This window comes from Microbacterium sp. PF5 (genome assembly GCF_004794315.1).
GTDB lineage: Bacteria > Actinomycetota > Actinomycetes > Actinomycetales > Microbacteriaceae > Microbacterium > Microbacterium sufflavum.
In genome coordinates, this window is the sequence record NZ_SSDQ01000171.1 from 44185 (window position 1) to 58615 (window position 14431).

Sequence of the window (14431 nt, forward strand, 5' to 3'; positions counted from 1 at the left end):
CAAACGGTCGGAACAAAAAGCTATTCGGCTTCTCACAGCAGATGATCGGTTTGGATGCTCCGTCTCGTCGTAACATCTGAATAGTCTGTACTGCCGACCGTGCAGTCGCTAGGAGCATCATGGAGCTGGAGCTCAGCAACACCACCGTTGTGCTGTTCGGCCCGGGTAACGAGGTCGATCGCGTGATTCTGCGTTCGCTCGCGTCGGAGGGATGCTCGACCTACGCCACGCGCTTCGCGAACTCCGGCGGCGATCTCGCGCAGCACAGTTCCTCCACACGTCAATGGGTCGCGATCGAAGACGAGATCGGCGAGCGCGCCGTCCGCAGAGTCGCGTCCTTTCTCGCCGATCAGGGGCTCTGCCCTGATGCGGTGATCTTCCACGTGGACGTCATCGATGCGCTCACAGCCCGCGCTCCTCATCGTTGGTGGCGCAGCGCGCGCGAGACCAAGGAGATACGACAGCGGGTGCGCAATGCCGTGAAGGAGATGGTCCGCGCATCCGCACAGGCTGCTCTTCACGTGATCCTCCTCCATCGACTCGCGTCCGACGGCGAAAGGACCGTCGCGCATCGTTGGCTCCAGCGCACGATGGCTTCGCTGATCCGGAGTTCGCCGGACACGGTGCGGGTGAATGCCGTGCTGCTGTCGTCCGAGCTTGCGTCGCCGGCAGCTGGCGGTATCGTCGCGTTCCTCAGCTCGCCCCTCGGGGCGACGATCTCGGGGGCGATCGTTCCGATCGACGGCGGAGGCCTCGCGCGAGACCAGGCATTCGCACTCGAGTACGAGGAGGCTCTCGATGACTGACGTCACTGCGCCCAGAGGTGCTGTCCGCATTCTCGGGGGTGCGGCATCCCGGCTGGCGATGCTCACGGAACTCACCCGCTTACAGGGCCGGACCGTGTACGGCGGAAACGCCGACGTGAAACCGCGGGAGGTCCGCACGACGGTGATCTTGATCGCTGAGTTCTTCGGCGAGGGCATGGACTGGGGTCAATGGCACGAGCGCGCCGCGACCACGCACGCGACCTTCGAGAGGGAGCTCGGGTGGCTCGCGAGCCCATCGACTGGCCTGCTTCTCGCGTACACCGACGCGCGAAGTCCCCGGAGCCGGAGGGACATGCGCCAAGGAGTGCGCGACGTGATCGCCGGGTTCTCGCAGATCGCGGCGACACGACCCGGAATCGAGTTCACTCTCAACGGCCTCGAAGTGCCCACGGACACCGATCACATAAAGCTCTACGGGCGTCTGCTCGAGTACCTGACTCGGCGCTCTGCCCTTTCCAGCGGAATCGTCGCGTCCATCGAGGACATCGAGGACCAGTCCATCGCACGCGCACTGACCAACTACCTTGTATAAGGCCGAGTGGCGTTGGACGACCGTGTCCGGGTCGGATTGGAGATCGACATCATGGGTGCATCCGAGGACGCGCGAACGAGTCGCAATGCCGAGCGCACCAGAGGGGTGATCCTGGATGCCGCCGTGGAGGCCCTCGCCACCCACGGAACCGGTATCTCCCTTGCTGCGATTGCACAGCGAGCGGGCGTCTCAAAGGGGGGCCTGCTCCATCACTTCCCTAGCAAGGATGCTCTCATCCTTGCGCTGGTCGAGGACTCGAACCGCAAATTCCGGGAGCATGTCGCGGAGTTCCTGGATCTCTCGGAGAACGAGCCCGGAAAGATGCTGCGGGCCTACGTGCGCGCGCTCTGCTCCGGCGGAGAAGCGACGACGCACTACTTCACCACGGCGCCGGCCTGGGCAGGCATTTATCAGATCCCCGAGATCGTCGCGCTCTCCACTTCTGACGCGGCGTGGTGGGAGACTCAGCTCGCTCTCGATGGGCTGTCCCCAGAGCGGATCATGGTCGTGCGGCACGCTGCCGAAGGTGTCGCTGCGTCCGTTGCCTATGGTGAGAACGATGCCGCCTACGCCGCGCAGGCGGAACGGCTGCTACTCGGACTGACGAGGGGCGAGGCGCTTCCCGAGTAGCACCTCGCTCCTCGCGTCGCCGCACGGGTCGTGCGCTGTCTTCACCACCCGCGCGGCTCCAGCCGCTCGAGAATCTCTTTCGCGGCACGGTGGCCGGACAGGATGGCGCCGTTCATGCTTCCCGACGTCTCGTCGGCTGTCTCGCTCCCGGCCCAGTGCACGGGGCCGATCGGCTCTCGGAGGAAGCGGCCGAAGGTCGTCCATGCTTTGGGCGGCACGGCGGGGCTCGGCCCGCCAGGGGCGAACACGTCGTTGCCCCAGGCGAAGTCGGTGTAGTCGATCGCCTGCAGCGCCCGGTCACCATAGAGGTGCGCGATGTGCTTCATGACGCGGCGGCGTCGCTCGGCCTCGTCGTAGGCGTCGAAGCCCCGCGCATCGCAGAACACCATGAGGATCCCCGGGCCGTCTGCACTCGGGCTGACGTCGAAGGTCAGGAACACCGTCTCGTCATCGGAGACGGATTCGCCCGATAGGCCCTCGTCGCGCCAGAACGGCCGGTCGAAAGCGACGAAAGCCTTGCTCAGCGCGCCGAGCCGCCAGGCCCGGGCGAGTCCGCGATGCTGATCCGGCAGCGCCGGTGAGAACTCGATGTTGGCGCGGTGAGTCGGCGAGGTCGTGACGACGACGTAGCGGGCCTCGAATCTCTGGTCGCGAGTCTCGACGGTGACGAGATCGTCCACCGTGGTGATGCGCTCGACCGGAGCGTCGAGGAAGACGCGGTCGCCGAGGGTGTCGGCCAGCCGCTGGACCAGCGAGTGCGTCGTGCCGAGCACCCGGTCCTGCTGGTCGCCGCCCTCCACCTTGAGCATGAATTCGATGCCGCCGAGGTTCTTGACGTAGCGCAGGGCGTGGAGGAGCGAGACGTCGCTGACGGGAGCTCCCCACTGCACGAGCGTGAACATGGTCATGAACTTCCGCGCGGTCTTCGTCGCACGCTTCGAGGTCAGCCATTCGCCGACCGTCAGGGAGTCCCACTCGGCCGCGCGCGGATGCGACCAGGGTTCCGAGACCGGGAGCTGATCCACCATCTTCTGCAGGGAGCTCAGGATGCGCGCGATGTCGACCATCCCGCCGGGCGACATCGCCGTGAGTCCCTCGACCTTGCGCTTGCCGTTGAAGGAGATGAGCCCCTTGCCCTGATGGAACTGCGGCACCAGCTCGCGGCCGAAGCGGGTCATCAGATCGTGAACGGCGGTGTGGTGCGGGGCCACCCAGGTGGCGCCGGCGTCGACGGGAACTCCCGCGACCTCGGTGGTGAGGATGCGGCCACCCACCCGGTCGCGTCCTTCGAGCACGACGACGTCATGCCCTGCGCGAGAGAGGCGATCGGCCGCGGAAAGACCCGCGAGGCCGGCACCGACGACGACAACGTCGACTGAGCGTGGGGCAAGTGCGTTCATGATCCATCTCCCGAGGGGTGTGAGGGCTGATGCTCTTACTGTACTGACTAGTCAGTACAGTAATTGCATCATCGACATCTCCACAGGATTAACTCAGGCGCGACGCACCCGGCCGAGGAGGTTCCTCTTCTGCCCGGTATGCTCCGGCCAGGGCGTGGTAGCTGCTCGACAGTGGTGGTGCACTCAGGGCTCAGGCGTCGCCAGGCGTTCGAGTTCCCCTCGCAGCGCTCGCAACTCCTTCTTCGACGGTGCAAGTCCCCAGCCCGCCGCGAGCCCAGCTCCGTCCACCGAGCTCGATATCACTGCTTGGGCACCGACGTGCAGCCCATCGTTCGCCAGTGCCGTCTTCCAGGCTGTGTTGTCCGCTGCCACTATCTCCTTTACGCCGGGCGCGATAGCGAGCGATGCGAGGAGGAAGAGTCGCTCACCCACCTCTTCGATCAGGTCGCCATCGAGTGACGCCGCAATGAATGCCCGCGCTAGACGCCCGGGGGTGTCACCCTCCTCGAGACGGTCGTGAACCAGGGTGCGGAACTGGAACAGGACGTGCTCCGCGAGAGCCGTCCATAACGCGTTCTTCGAGCTGTAGTGGTAGATGACTGCGCCGCGTGAGAGGCCGGCCGCCGCAGCCACGTCATCGAGCGTCGCCTTTGCGCCGTGAGAGATCACCACCGCTTTTGCGGCGTCGAGTATGAGCTGCTTCGTGTCATCGGGGCCGCGCCCGGTCGTTCGTCCCATGGTCGTCCTCCTCTTGAGGGATTCGCGTATGCCGGGGGCTTTCGACTCGGCAACTCCGTCGAGCGCGGCGTCACTGAGAGTCGGCTTCTCAACTGTACTGACGGGTCAGGGCCGTCCGTAGCGGGCGAGGAACGCGTCCACCGCGCGGGGCGCTGGGCCGCCCGTCTCGTCGACCCCCAGCAGTTGCGCGTTCAGGGCGGGCCCGATCACGAGCCACGTGAACTCCGAGGCCGCGGCGTGCGCATCGTCGATCTGCAGACCGCGGTCGACGGGGAGCTGCGCGAGCGTGTCGGCGAGGTTCTGGATGTTCCGGTTCCAGCTCTCCTCGAGGTAGAGCCGCGCGACCTCGGGGTGGGCCGGGGCCTCGGCGATCACGAGGCGTCGCATCCGCAGCACGGGCTCGCTCAGGATCCCCGCACGCATGGTCTCCGCGAGCTCGGTGAGGCCGCGGCGCACATCGTCGTCGGCGGCGAGCCGTTCGAGCGCCGGGCGCATCGCGTCGCGGCCCGCGGCCGCCCACTGCCGCACGACCGCGGTGTACAGCTCGGTCTTGGAGGAGTGGTCGCGGTAGAGCGAGGCCTTGGAGATGCGGGCCCGTCGGGCGACCTCCTCCATGGACGCCCCGGCGTACCCGTGCTCCAGGAACACGTCGCGCGCGGTGGCGAGGAGGGCGTCGCCGGTGAGTCCGGGCGGGCGGCCGGGGCCGGAGGCGCGCGAGGTCATACCGCCCACTTTAGTACTTGACAGTTCTCTATGCCGAGCGTAGTTTCGTACCAATCGGTACTAAAGGAGCCGCTCATGATCGTCCTCGGCATCGCCCTCGCCACGGTGGCCTCGTTCCTCGCCAGCGCCGCGCTCTACGCCATCCCCGCGGTCTCGACGCTCATCGCACGGACCAGCACCCCGCGCCCCGGGCTCCCCGTCGCCGTGCAGATGCTCACGGTCGTCGTCCGCAGCCTGCTCGCCGCCGGGCTGATCGCCGGGCTCATGGCGACCGCGGGGTGGCACGGCGCCGGAGCCGGAGCGCTGCTCGGGCTCGCGCTCTCCGTGCTTCCCCTCACCCTGCTCTCGGGCGGCGTGATCCACGAGAACACGGCCGTGCCCGCGGCCGGTGTCCACCTGCTCGACTGGGTCGTGAAGCTCGTGCTCACCGGCGCCATCGTCGGGCTCTTCCTCTGAACTGCACGGGAGCCACAATGACGAACAGCACTCCGCTCGACATCACCTTCACCGCGACGCTCGGCAAGGTCCGCGACGGCGACACCTGGACGTGCGTGCAACTGCCCGACTCGGCGACGATCTTCGGAACGCGCGGCCTGGTGAAGGTCGCGGGAACGGTCGACGGCGAACCCTTCCGCGGCGCGTTCATGGCCCTCGGCGACGGCACGCACAAGCTCCCCGTCGCGGCCGCCATCCGCCGGCGCATCGGCAAGACCGACGGCGACAGCGTCACGGTGCACCTGACCGAGCGCCTGAACTGACCGCGGCCGGGTCTCGGCACGCTCGGCACGGCCCGCACCGGTGGTCCTAGTGCCGGTGGCGCCAGCGGTGCGCGCAGAGCCCGATCAGGACGACCGCGGTGCCGAGCGCGAAGCCGGGCACGTCGACGATCATCGCGGTCGCGGCGCCCGCGAGCCCCGCGAGCAGCACCCCCTGGAGTGCCCAGGCGAAGCGCACGGCGCCACCGAGGTCGCCCATCGGCGTCGGCATCGGCGCGAGCAGCGCGGGCGGAAGCGGCCCCTGGAGTGCGGTCGCCAGCCGCGTGAGGACCCCGAACAGTCCGAGGAGCAGCACTCCGAGGACCGGTGGCCAGACGGTCGACCCCGTCGCGGCCGCGCACACGGCCGCCACCACGAGCAGCACGGCGGTCGAGACGGACACCGGGAAGAGGGCGTGTCCGGCGAGGAGTCGTTCGTCGCTCATCCCATAGAGCGGCAGATCGGCGGCCGCGGCCACGGCGTGCCGGATCCCGTCGGTGAGGGGACCGAGCCCGGCGAACAGGAGCACGCCGGCCGCCGCACCCCAGGCCCACTGCTGCCCCGACGCGCCCACGGCGAACGCGCCCAGCACGCCGGCGCCGGCAACGGCGACCACACCGAGGAGGAGCCGCCCGGGAGTGCGCACGGCTCCGACCGCGTCACTGCGCAGCAGCACGACCGTGGACCATCGGTGCGGCCGCACGGCACGAACCCGTCGACCGAACCGCGGAGGAGTCCGGTAGACCGCGGCCGCGGCCCCGAAGTCCATCCCCGTCGCCCGCACGGTCGCCGAGTCCCAGCGCAGCGACTGGGCGAGCAGGTCGGTGAGCTCCAGCCGATCCAGCAGCGCCGGCACCGTGGCGGCCAGCGCGACGGCCAGCGCGCTCAGCGCGACCAGCGCGGCGAGCGCGGGCAGTGCGTCGCCGGCGGGGAACGCGAGCCCGGCCCAGCCCCAGGGCGTGAACGGCCGCAGACCCGGCGCGGCCGTGGTCGCGGCGCCGAGGGCGACGACCGCCGCCGCACCCGGCAACGCCGCGCGAGGAAACACCTGGCCGATCAGCCACAGGATGGTCGCGATGACGCCGACCAGCGCGCCCGCCACGACGAACACGGTGACATCGAGCATCCCGGTTCCATGGCTCGCGGCCACGGCAAGGCCCACCATCGCCGCCGACGCGGTGGTCAGGGTCGCGACGACGACGCCGGCCCGCAGCACCGGGCCACGGAAGACGTCCGTCCTGCCGAGCTCTGCCGAGGCGAGGGCATGCGTGAGGAATGGTGCCCGCAGTGCCGGTCCCCTCTTCGGGCCACAGAGCAGGGCCCCGCCCCACAGCCCGGCGACGATCGCGACGGTCGCGCCAGGCGCTTCGCCCGAGGTCAGCGCGAGCGTCGCCTGCGGACCGGTCAGACCCAGCCACGCCGCTCGGACGAGGGGGACGACCGCCACCAGCGCCACCAGGAGCCCGAGGTACGCGGCGTACGCGTGGTCGGCGCGGGTGCGGGCGCTCCGAGAACGCCAGACCCGCACGGCCGCGGTGACGCGGGTGCTCACGCTGCCGCGTCCAGCCACAGCGTCTGGTCGGCGATCGCCTCCGCGAGCGTGGGGCTGTGCGTCGACACGACCACGGCGGCACCGTCGGCGCGGCGCGCCCGCAGCACGCCGATCATCGTCTCCAGATGCTCAGGGTCGAGGCGCTGCTCCGGCTCGTCGAGGATCAGCACCTCGAACGGCCGCGCGAGCACGAGCGCGATGCCGAACAGCTGCGTCTGACCGGACGACAGCTCGTGGGGGAAACGGTGCTCGAGGGGGGTGAGCCCGAGCTCGGCGAGCACGCGCCGCGCCTGCTCCGCGGCGCCGGCGGCATCGTCCGTCCACGTCGTCGCCACCAGGAGGGCGTGCTCGAACACCGTGAGGTCGGGCGCGGTCGGCGGCAGGCCGATCATCGCGGCGACGCGGCGGCGGAACCCGGGATCACGCGGCGTCACCGGCTCTCCGTCGATGCGGACACGGCCGTGCGAGGGCATGCGGGTGCCCGCCAGCACGCGCAGCAGCGTCGACTTGCCCGAGCCGTTCGCCCCGCGGATCACCAGCGCGGAGCCCCGCTGCGCGGACACCGTGACGGCCGGGAGGAGGGTCAGGTCGCCCGTGCGCACCGTGACACCGTCCACCTCGATCATGGACACATCCTTTCAGCTGCCCGCCCCCCGAGTGAGGTCCGGGCGGGTCGGCGACGGCGGCGCGCTGAGCCGGCGCGACTCCCGCAGCAGTGTGCGGATCTCGCGGGGGCGGTAGCGCAGGAAGATCCGCTGCGGTCGGGTGCCCCGCGTCAGGGCATCGGTCCCGCCGTCGCAGTAGATGACCTGGCCGGTCAGAAATCGGTTCTCGGCGGATACGGCATGGGCGAGCAGGGCGGCGACGGACGCGACCGGCCCCGGTGCCCCCAGCGGCTGCGGCAGCGCCGTCTCCAGCAGGCGCCGCTCGCGCTCCCAGCTCTGCATCACCAGTTCCGTGGCGATGATCCCCGGTGCGACCGCGTTCACGACGATGCCGCGACCCGCCCACTCCGGCCGCACGGAGGCGGTCCGGATCCACTGGTTGAGAGCGATCTTGCTGGAGCGGTAGAGCTGGCTGCCGCGGCGCGTGCGGATGAGCCTTGCGGCCACGCGCCGCGCGGTCGCCTCATCGCCCCGCAGGCACGCCCGCACCAGTGCACCGCTCCCGCGGTTCAGCGTCGACGACGAGGACACGACGGCGGCGGCGGGGGCGGCTGACCGGGCGAGAAGCGGCCGCAGGTCCTCCAGGACGGCGACGGCGCCGAAGTAGTTGAGGGCCACGGTCTCCACCCGCGGTGCGCCGATGCCGGCCGCCGCGACGACGCCGTCCACGCGGCCGCCGCTGCGCGCGTCGACCTCGATGCGCAGCCGCGCGCGGCCCTCGGGCGTCGCCAGGTCGGCACGGACGTCGACCGTGTCGCCGATGCCGCACGTGATCACCCGGCCCTGAGCGGAGAGCCGCTCGGCGACGGCGCGGCCGAGGCCGGAGTCCGCTCCGGTGACCACGTACAGGCGGGGGTCGGCATCCATGATCACAGCATGGACGAAAGAGTGCAGATCTGCAAACTTATGGCGGGGCGACGCTAGGCTCAACTCATGCGAGAGGCGCACGAGAACGGGCACGAGGCCCGACGCCGGCGGACCAGACAGGCCGTGCTGGCCAGCGCGTCCGAGCTCTTCCACGCCCAGGGGTACGACGCCACGACGGTCGCCCAGATCGCGCGCCACGCGAACGTCTCGGAGCGCACCTTCTACGTGCACTTCCCCGCGAAGGAGGACGTGCTCTTCGCCCACGTGCACGACTTCACGGCGCTCGCCCTGGGCGCCGCCCACGACAGTGCCTCACCGCACGCCGCCGACCGCGTGCGGGAGGCCCTGCGAGTGCTCATCGACGCCTCCACCACCGACGCGGCGCTCGCTCGGCAGGCATCGATCCGCGCGGCCCTCGGGGCTCGCGGCGAGTTCCCGCGCGCCCTCGCCACTCAGCTCCTGGCGCTGGCGCGCGCGCTCACCCGGGAGATCTCGGCGCGCACCGACGCGGGCGCCGCCGACGTCGCGCCGATGGTGGGAGCGGCGCTGGGAGCGGTCGAGGGCGCCGGAATCGACGCCGCTCTCCGCGGCGTCGACGGTGAGGGGAGGCGCACCGCGATGCGCGGGGCGCTGGACGCGGCCCTCCGCGGGTTCCGCCCATCCGCCGCGACACCGGGTGGGGACGACGGCGGAGGCCGCGGAACTCACCCGTCCGGGTGAGCCGCGCGAGCCTGCGGGGTGGAAGCATGAGGACGATGAGGTCGGACACCAGGGCGGTCGAGTCGACGGGGCGCGCCTGGGTGCGCGTGGACCTCCTCGTCGCCGTGATCGCCGCAATCGTGCTGCTGCCATCGAGCCTCGCCGTGCTGGGGGACCCGGCGTTCCGCCCCGAGCCGTTCGCGTTCGCCATCGTCGTCACCCTCTGCCTGCTCGTGCATGCCGCGACCTTCGTCGCGATCCGTCATCCCCTCGCCGCCCTCGCCGCCGCCGACGCGGTCATGCTCGTCCTCGTCCTCCTGTCGCCGACCGCCGCCGTCCCCACCGCCTTCCTGCCCTCGGCCGCGGCCTACCTGCTGGTGGTCGGCCAGGTGGCCGCGCGCTCGCGTCGGCCGTTCCCGATGCTGGCGCTGGCGGGCGGCATCGGCGGCGCCGCCCTCATCGCGGTGGTCGAACCGCACCTCGGCGACTTCCGGCTCGGCACGTTCGTCGGCCTCTGCGGCGCGATCGCGGCCGCCTGGGCGCTCGGCCTCGTCGTCCGCGTGCGCAGGGATCAGACGGAGGAGCGCGCCACGGCCCGCGTCGCGCGTGCGATCACGGATGAGCGCGCCCGCATCAGCCGGGACCTGCACGACGTCGTCGCCCACGCCGTGACCGTCATGATCGCCCAGGCGGAGGTCGCTCGGCTGACGCGCGACGACGATCCCGCCCGCAGCGACGCCTCCCTCGCGATCGTCGTCGACACCGGCCGGGAGGCGCTGCGCAGCATGCGGTCGACCGTGGCACCGGAGGCGCCGCGTGAACCGCTGCCCACGGTCGACTCCCTCGCGGCCCTCGTGGAGAGCGTGCGCACTCCGTCGGTGCGGGCGCTGCTCGAGGAGTCGGGCGAGCGGGGTCCGCTGCGCGCCGACGCCGCCCTCGCGCTGCATCACGCCGTGCGGGAGGCGCTCACCAACGCCCTGCGGCACACGTCGGCCCCGGTCGTGATCGACGTGCGCCTCCGCTGGCTCCCCGGCCGGCTGCGGGCGACGGTGACCGACGACGGCGGCACTGGTCCTGCCGAGTCCGACCTCGGCAGCGGCATCGGGCTGATCGGGATCGCCGAACGCGTGCGGCTGGCGGGTGGCACGCTCACCGCACGACCCCGGAGTCCCGCGGGCTGGTGCGTGCAGGTCGACCTCCCTGTGACGCGGAGCGCGGCATGAGTGTGCGGGTGCTGCTCGTGGACGACCAGGAGCTGCTGCGCACCGCGATCGCGCTGACCCTCGAACGGGACGCGCGCATCGCGGAGGTCGTCGCCGTCGCGTCGGGCGAGGCCGCCGTCGAGCACGTCCGCGCCCACGCCGTCGACGTGGTCCTGATGGACATCCGCATGCCCGGGATGGACGGGATCGCCGCGACGCGCGAGATCCTGCGCATCCGTCCCCGCCTCCGCGTGCTGATCCTCACCACGTTCGACCTCGACGAGTACGTGTACGCCGCGATCCGCGAGGGCGCGAGCGGCTTCCTCACGAAGGATGCGACACCGCAGGCGCTCGCCGACGCCGCGGTCACGGTGGCCGAGGAGGGGTCCGTGCTGTCGCCGCGCGCGACGGCGGCGCTGCTGGGGTTCGTGCGTGACGGGGCTCCGACGGTCGATCCGCCCGAGGTGCTCGCACGGCTCAGCCCGCGGGAGCGGGAGGTGGCGCGCGCGCTGGCCACCGGCGCCTCGAACGACGACATCGCGCGTCGGCTCTTCCTGTCGGCGAACACCGTGAAGACGCACGTCAAGGCGGTGCTCGCCAAGCTCGACGTGCCCGACCGCGTGCACGTCGTCATCTGGGCGTACGAGAACGGGCTGTTGCGTCCGCGCGGGTGACCGGGCGGGCCCGGAAGGATCACCCGGACGGGTGAGGGTGACGCCTCCTGCGGGCGAGGTCGCGGGATCCGCGGATTCCTAGCGTGGAGGCATGTCACCTCTGAGTCGCCCCGCCACCTTCTGCACTCTCGTCGCCGTGGCCGCCGGCGCCCTGGCCGTCGCCGCCTTCACCCTGGCGACGATGGTCGTCCCGGGCATCGATCCGCTGCCCTCCAGTCTCGCGGGCCACCTCGGCGCCGGGGTCGAACGCGCCCTCTCGCTCATCGGTGCGCTGGCCGCGCTCGTCCTCTCGGTCGGTGCGCTGGTCGCCAGGGCGGTGTTCCGCAGTGTTCCTCCGTGGCTCGTCCGCACGGCGGCGCTGGTCGCCGCGCTGCTGCTTGCACTGACGACGCCCGGCGGCATCATCCCGGCTGCGGGGTACGCCTTCGCGGTGAGCGTGGTCGGGGGAATCGTCGCCCTGGTGGTGCTGGTGGCGCTTCGCCGTCCCTGGAGGGGGCTTCTGCTCGGGGCTGTGCTGATCGGTGTCGCCGCGGCGGCGCTCGCGTTCGGATCGGGCGAGCTCGTGCCCCGGGTCGCGGAGGCGCTCGGTGCGATGCTCCCGGGCGCCGCCGTCCCGCTTGCCCACGTCGTCGCGTCCGCCGGTCTCTTGATCTGGACCATCGGCGAGGCCGCTGGTGCCCGCGGGCGGCTGGCCATCGCGGTGCTCCGACACCGCCGGTCGCTCACGGTCGTCGCGGCGGCGTGCGCGCTGCCCTATGTCGTCGCGCGGGCAAGCTGGCTGACGCCGTGGCCGCTCTTCGGGGGGAGCGCGGAACTCTTCGCCGCAGAGCCCACCGTCCGGGTGGTGGGTCTCGTGCTCGGTGCGGGGATGCTGGCGGGCGGTGTGCTCACGCTGGGCCTCATCCGTCCGTGGGGACTCCGGTTCCCGCGCAGCCTCGCCGGCCTCGGAGGGCGACGGGTCCCGCCCGCGCTGGCCATCATCCCCGCGAGCGTCGTGAGCGTCCTGTTCACGGCTGCCGGGCTGCAGTTCGCGGTCGAGGGGACGGGATCGATCGGTGACACCGGCTATCTGCTGCTCATGTTCCCGTTCTGGCTCTGGGGTCCGCTGCTCGGTCTCGCGACGTGGGGATACGCGATGGTCAGGGCCACGCGACCGGCCCGTCAGCCTGCGACGGCGTCCGCCGGCTGAGGCGACGGGGCCTGCGTGAGCCGGGACAGGGAGCGCAGGAAGGGCTCCCTGTCCTCTTCCGGGAGGCGGTCGAGCAGCGACGAATAGAGGTCGTCGAGGGCGCCGGCGGTGGACGACACGATCGCGTGCCCTCGGTCGGTGACCTCCACGATCCGCACACGGCGGTCCTCCGCCAGGACGCGCCGCTCGGCCAGTCCCGCGCGTTCGAGGGCATCGAGGGTGTTCACCATCGTCGACTTGTCGAGGCAGGCCAGTTCCGCGAGTTCCTTCTGCGTCTTCTCGCCGGCTGCGGCGCAGAGGAGGACGCTCACCGTGCGCAGCGTGGTGTCCTGCGTCTCCAACTGCGCGGTGGCCTGCTGTTCGATCGACCGGGTCAGCAGCTGCAGCTGCACCACGAGGTCGCTCACCGTGCGCGCGATCATGTCAACAGAATAGCATCGCACTTATATCGTCTAAAAATAGATCATCTGCTACTGTCTGACCACCTCACTTTCCTATCGAAGGGCCACCACCATGAATTCCGCCCGCGCCCGCTGGACGGCGCTCAGCGTCCTCTGCATCGGCACCCTGATGACGGTCCTCGACGAGACCATCGTCAACGTCGCGCTGCCGGTGATGCAGCGCGAGCTCGGGTTCACCCAGGCCGGGGTGTCCTGGGTGATCAACGCCTACCTCCTCGCGTACGGCGGTCTGCTGATCTTCGCCGGACGCCTCGGCGACCTGATCGGGCATCGGCGCGTGCTGCTGATCGGCGTGTCCGTCTTCACCGTCGCCTCGGTGTCGGCGGGGCTGTCGTCGAACGCCACGATGCTCGTGATCTCGCGCTTCGCCCAGGGCGGCGGCGCTGCGATGATCACCGCGGTCACCCTGGCCCTGATCGTGACCATGTTCACCGACCAGCGGGAACAGACGCGGGCCATCGGGTTCTACAGCTTCACGTTCGCCGGGGGCGGTGCGCTCGGGCTCCTCGTGGGCGGGGTGCTGATGCAGCTGACCAGCTGGCAGTGGCTGTTCTTCATCAACCTCCCGATCGGACTGCTCAGCCTCGTCGTCGGTTGGCGTCTGCTGCCCCGCGGTCGCGGCCCCGGTCTGACCGCCGGACTCGACATCCTCGGCGCCGGTCTGCTCGTGTCGGCGGTGTCGCTGCTGGTCTACGGCGTCATCACGGCCGAGCACCTCGGCTGGGGCGGCCAGACCCTCGTTGCCCTCGGCGTCGCCGTCGTCCTGCTGATCGCGTTCGTCGTGCGGCAGCGCACCGCGCGGGTGCCACTGCTCGCCCTGCGCATCCTGAAGGATCGCGACGTCGCGGGAGCGAACGTCGTGCAGTTCCTGGTCACCGGCGCCCTCTACGGCTCCTTCTTCCTCGCGACCCTGCTTCTGCAGCAGGTGCTCGGATACGCCCCGATGCAGATGGCGCTGTCGTTCGTTCCGCTGACGGTCGTCACCGCGATCGCCTCGATCCTCCTCGCCCCGTTCGTCACGGCGCGCTTCGGCGAGCGGATCGCGCTCGTCCTGGGACTCCTGGTCTTCCTGGCGGGTGCGCTGCTGCTCTCGCACGTGCCCGTCGACGGGGGCTACCTCGCGGACGTGCTCGTTCCGCTGCTCCTGCTGGGCCTCGGCATCGGCACCGTGCTCCCGCCGATCATGGGCCTCGCGATGTCCGGCGCCGCGCCGGACCAGGTCGGCGTGGTGTCGGGGCTCGCCAACTCGACCGGGATGATCGGCGGTGCGGTCTGGACGGCGGTCGTCGCGTCTCTCAGCGGGGTGGTCACGTCGACACTCGTCGCTGCCGGCGCCGACGAGCGGGTCGCACTCCGCGACGGGCTCGCGGTCGGAGCCCTCGCGATCGCGGGCGTCCTCGGCGTCGCGCTCGTCGTCGCGGGGGTCGTGCTGCGGCGACGGATCCCGGAGGAGGCCCGGGGGTCCGCGGACCGGGATCGACGCGACGTGCCGACCGCGCTGTGATGGACTGGCGAGC

The 14431-nt window shown here is 71.0% G+C and carries 17 protein-coding genes; 10 read left to right on the forward strand and 7 right to left on the reverse strand.

Features of this window, described 5'->3' with window-relative positions; genetic code table 11:
* The first annotated feature begins 119 nt into the window (after nt 1-119).
* Genes DW297_RS17280 through DW297_RS17290 form a run of 3 tightly spaced genes read left to right on the forward strand, consistent with a single transcriptional unit; the run spans nt 120 to nt 1989 of the window.
* Nucleotides 120-806 (forward strand): hypothetical protein, encoded by a 687-nt coding sequence (locus tag DW297_RS17280; protein ID WP_136034707.1) that lies wholly within the window; start codon nt 120-122, stop codon nt 804-806.
* On the forward strand, nt 799-1359 hold the full coding sequence (locus DW297_RS17285; protein ID WP_136034709.1) for a hypothetical protein: 561 nt from the start codon (nt 799-801) through the stop codon (nt 1357-1359). The genes DW297_RS17280 and DW297_RS17285 overlap by 8 nt, the downstream gene beginning before the upstream one ends.
* Nucleotides 1360-1365: 6 nt before the next feature.
* Nucleotides 1366-1989, forward strand: coding sequence for a TetR/AcrR family transcriptional regulator (locus DW297_RS17290; protein ID WP_136034711.1), 624 nt, complete (start codon nt 1366-1368; stop codon nt 1987-1989).
* A gap of 41 nt (nt 1990-2030) precedes the next feature.
* Here the strand turns inward: DW297_RS17290 and DW297_RS17295 are convergent, their stop codons facing one another.
* The 3 genes from DW297_RS17295 to DW297_RS17305 form a co-directional block, all read right to left on the reverse strand.
* Nucleotides 2031-3389: a flavin monoamine oxidase family protein gene (locus DW297_RS17295; RefSeq protein ID WP_136034713.1), complete on the reverse strand. Its 1359-nt coding sequence runs from the start codon at nt 3387-3389 to the stop codon at nt 2031-2033.
* A 183-nt stretch (nt 3390-3572) separates the two neighbouring features.
* Complete coding sequence (locus DW297_RS17300) at nt 3573-4127, reverse strand: TetR/AcrR family transcriptional regulator (RefSeq protein ID WP_136034716.1); 555 nt, start codon at nt 4125-4127, stop codon at nt 3573-3575.
* Nucleotides 4128-4232: 105 nt separating this feature from the next.
* Nucleotides 4233-4850 (reverse strand): TetR/AcrR family transcriptional regulator, encoded by a 618-nt coding sequence (locus tag DW297_RS17305; RefSeq protein WP_136034717.1) that lies wholly within the window; start codon nt 4848-4850, stop codon nt 4233-4235.
* A 75-nt stretch (nt 4851-4925) separates the two neighbouring features.
* Here DW297_RS17305 and DW297_RS17310 point away from each other — a divergent pair, with 75 nt between their 5' ends.
* Together DW297_RS17310 and DW297_RS17315 are read left to right on the forward strand one after the other, a co-directional pair.
* A complete protein-coding gene (locus tag DW297_RS17310; RefSeq protein WP_136034719.1) occupies nt 4926-5306 on the forward strand; it encodes a DUF1761 family protein in 381 nt (126 codons plus the stop codon).
* Between the two features lie 17 nt (nt 5307-5323).
* On the forward strand, nt 5324-5608 hold the full coding sequence (locus DW297_RS17315) for a DUF1905 domain-containing protein (protein ID WP_136034721.1): 285 nt from the start codon (nt 5324-5326) through the stop codon (nt 5606-5608).
* 46 nt (nt 5609-5654) lie between these two features.
* On the opposite strand, the gene DW297_RS17320 is transcribed toward DW297_RS17315, so the two are convergent.
* The 3 genes from DW297_RS17320 to DW297_RS17330 are packed head-to-tail and all read right to left on the reverse strand — an operon-like array spanning nt 5655 to nt 8689.
* Entirely contained in the window at nt 5655-7157 is a 1503-nt protein-coding gene (locus DW297_RS17320) for a hypothetical protein (RefSeq protein WP_136034723.1), read from the reverse strand.
* A complete protein-coding gene (locus DW297_RS17325) occupies nt 7154-7783 on the reverse strand; it encodes an ABC transporter ATP-binding protein (protein ID WP_136034725.1) in 630 nt (209 codons plus the stop codon). Before DW297_RS17325 ends, DW297_RS17320 begins: the two co-directional genes overlap by 4 nt.
* A gap of 12 nt (nt 7784-7795) precedes the next feature.
* Nucleotides 7796-8689 carry an SDR family oxidoreductase gene (locus DW297_RS17330; RefSeq protein ID WP_136034727.1) on the reverse strand — a complete coding sequence of 298 codons (894 nt, stop codon included), beginning with the start codon at nt 8687-8689 and terminating at the stop codon, nt 7796-7798.
* Nucleotides 8690-8755: 66 nt separating this feature from the next.
* Between DW297_RS17330 and DW297_RS17335 the strand changes: the two genes are divergently transcribed.
* The 4 genes from DW297_RS17335 (at nt 8756) to DW297_RS17350 (ending at nt 12453) form a co-directional block, all read left to right on the forward strand.
* On the forward strand, nt 8756-9409 hold the full coding sequence (locus tag DW297_RS17335) for a TetR/AcrR family transcriptional regulator (protein WP_136034729.1): 654 nt from the start codon (nt 8756-8758) through the stop codon (nt 9407-9409).
* Between the two features lie 35 nt (nt 9410-9444).
* Nucleotides 9445-10611 (forward strand): sensor histidine kinase, encoded by a 1167-nt coding sequence (locus tag DW297_RS17340; RefSeq protein ID WP_136034731.1) that lies wholly within the window; start codon nt 9445-9447, stop codon nt 10609-10611.
* Nucleotides 10608-11264: a response regulator transcription factor gene (locus tag DW297_RS17345; protein ID WP_136034734.1), complete on the forward strand. Its 657-nt coding sequence runs from the start codon at nt 10608-10610 to the stop codon at nt 11262-11264. The genes DW297_RS17340 and DW297_RS17345 overlap by 4 nt, the downstream gene beginning before the upstream one ends.
* Nucleotides 11265-11355: 91 nt before the next feature.
* The gene (locus DW297_RS17350; protein WP_136034736.1) at nt 11356-12453 is read left to right on the forward strand and encodes a hypothetical protein; all 1098 of its coding nucleotides are present in this window, start codon (nt 11356-11358) and stop codon (nt 12451-12453) included.
* Here the strand turns inward: DW297_RS17350 and DW297_RS17355 are convergent.
* Entirely contained in the window at nt 12426-12875 is a 450-nt protein-coding gene (locus DW297_RS17355; protein ID WP_136034738.1) for a MarR family winged helix-turn-helix transcriptional regulator, read from the reverse strand. The two genes, DW297_RS17350 and DW297_RS17355, sit on opposite strands and share 28 nt — an antisense overlap.
* A 91-nt stretch (nt 12876-12966) precedes the next feature.
* Here DW297_RS17355 and DW297_RS17360 point away from each other — a divergent pair, with 91 nt between their 5' ends.
* The gene (locus DW297_RS17360; protein WP_136034740.1) at nt 12967-14418 is read left to right on the forward strand and encodes a DHA2 family efflux MFS transporter permease subunit; all 1452 of its coding nucleotides are present in this window, start codon (nt 12967-12969) and stop codon (nt 14416-14418) included.
* The last annotated feature ends 13 nt before the right edge of the window (nt 14419-14431 follow it).

Coding starts and splice junctions, on each gene's coding strand:
- DW297_RS17360 (WP_136034740.1), top strand. CDS start 12,967: ATGAATTCCGCCCGCGCCCGCTGGACGGCGCTCAGCGTCCTCTGCATC.
- DW297_RS17335 (WP_136034729.1), top strand. CDS start 8,756: ATGCGAGAGGCGCACGAGAACGGGCACGAGGCCCGACGCCGGCGGACC.
- DW297_RS17330 (WP_136034727.1), bottom strand. CDS start 8,689: ATGGATGCCGACCCCCGCCTGTACGTGGTCACCGGAGCGGACTCCGGC.
- DW297_RS17300 (WP_136034716.1), bottom strand. CDS start 4,127: ATGGGACGAACGACCGGGCGCGGCCCCGATGACACGAAGCAGCTCATA.
- DW297_RS17280 (WP_136034707.1), top strand. CDS start 120: ATGGAGCTGGAGCTCAGCAACACCACCGTTGTGCTGTTCGGCCCGGGT.
- DW297_RS17355 (WP_136034738.1), bottom strand. CDS start 12,875: ATGATCGCGCGCACGGTGAGCGACCTCGTGGTGCAGCTGCAGCTGCTG.
- DW297_RS17310 (WP_136034719.1), top strand. CDS start 4,926: ATGATCGTCCTCGGCATCGCCCTCGCCACGGTGGCCTCGTTCCTCGCC.
- DW297_RS17305 (WP_136034717.1), bottom strand. CDS start 4,850: ATGACCTCGCGCGCCTCCGGCCCCGGCCGCCCGCCCGGACTCACCGGC.
- DW297_RS17345 (WP_136034734.1), top strand. CDS start 10,608: ATGAGTGTGCGGGTGCTGCTCGTGGACGACCAGGAGCTGCTGCGCACC.
- DW297_RS17285 (WP_136034709.1), top strand. CDS start 799: ATGACTGACGTCACTGCGCCCAGAGGTGCTGTCCGCATTCTCGGGGGT.
- DW297_RS17340 (WP_136034731.1), top strand. CDS start 9,445: ATGAGGTCGGACACCAGGGCGGTCGAGTCGACGGGGCGCGCCTGGGTG.
- DW297_RS17315 (WP_136034721.1), top strand. CDS start 5,324: ATGACGAACAGCACTCCGCTCGACATCACCTTCACCGCGACGCTCGGC.
- DW297_RS17350 (WP_136034736.1), top strand. CDS start 11,356: ATGTCACCTCTGAGTCGCCCCGCCACCTTCTGCACTCTCGTCGCCGTG.
- DW297_RS17295 (WP_136034713.1), bottom strand. CDS start 3,389: ATGAACGCACTTGCCCCACGCTCAGTCGACGTTGTCGTCGTCGGTGCC.
- DW297_RS17325 (WP_136034725.1), bottom strand. CDS start 7,783: ATGATCGAGGTGGACGGTGTCACGGTGCGCACGGGCGACCTGACCCTC.